The sequence below is a fragment of the Gilvimarinus gilvus genome (assembly GCF_030518155.1).
GTDB classification, from domain to species: Bacteria; Pseudomonadota; Gammaproteobacteria; order Pseudomonadales; family Cellvibrionaceae; genus Gilvimarinus; species Gilvimarinus gilvus.
The window spans coordinates 1-630 of record NZ_JAULRU010000687.1 but is presented as its reverse complement, the minus strand read 5'-3'; the positions used below and the strand labels follow the sequence as shown (position 1 = coordinate 630).

Annotated in this window: 1 protein-coding gene; it reads left to right on the top strand. The window is 62.7% G+C overall.

The genetic code is table 11. From position 1 onward, the window contains the following. Nucleotides 1–19: 19 nt before the first annotated feature. Nucleotides 20–630 (top strand): L-lactate permease (locus QWI17_RS16890; protein ID WP_368045360.1); only part of this gene is annotated, 611 nt, incomplete at its 3' end.

Below are 630 nucleotides of genomic sequence, written 5' to 3'. Positions count from 1 at the left end.
CTTCGCCCCGGGCGGCGCGATGTACAACTTCGTGTTCAACTTCGCCATTCCGCACCTTGACCAACTGGTGATCAAGACCGCACCGATCGTGGCCGCGCCAACCGCCATGCCCGCAGTGTTCAAGCTGGACCCGATCTCCGCCACCGGCACCGAGATCTTCCTCTCGGCACTGATCTCCATGGCGGTGCTGAAAATCAATTTCAAAACTGGTCTTACCACTTTCAAGGAGACCTTTTGGGAGCTGCGCTGGCCCATCCTGTCGATTGGCATGGTGCTGGCCTTCGCCTTCGTCACCAACTACTCGGGCATGTCGTCGACCATGGCCCTGGTGCTTGCCGGCACGGGCGCGGCGTTCCCGTTCTTCTCGCCGTTCCTTGGCTGGCTGGGTGTGTTCCTGACCGGGTCGGACACCTCGTCCAACGCCCTGTTCAGCTCGCTGCAGGCCACCACCGCCCACCAGATCGGGGTCAACGACACCCTGCTGGTAGCGGCCAACACCAGCGGCGGCGTGACCGGCAAGATGATCTCGCCGCAATCGATCGCCGTGGCCTGCGCCGCCACCGGCCTGGTCGGCAAGGAATCCGACCTGTTCCGCTTCACCGTCAAGCACAGCCTGTTCTTTGCCACCAT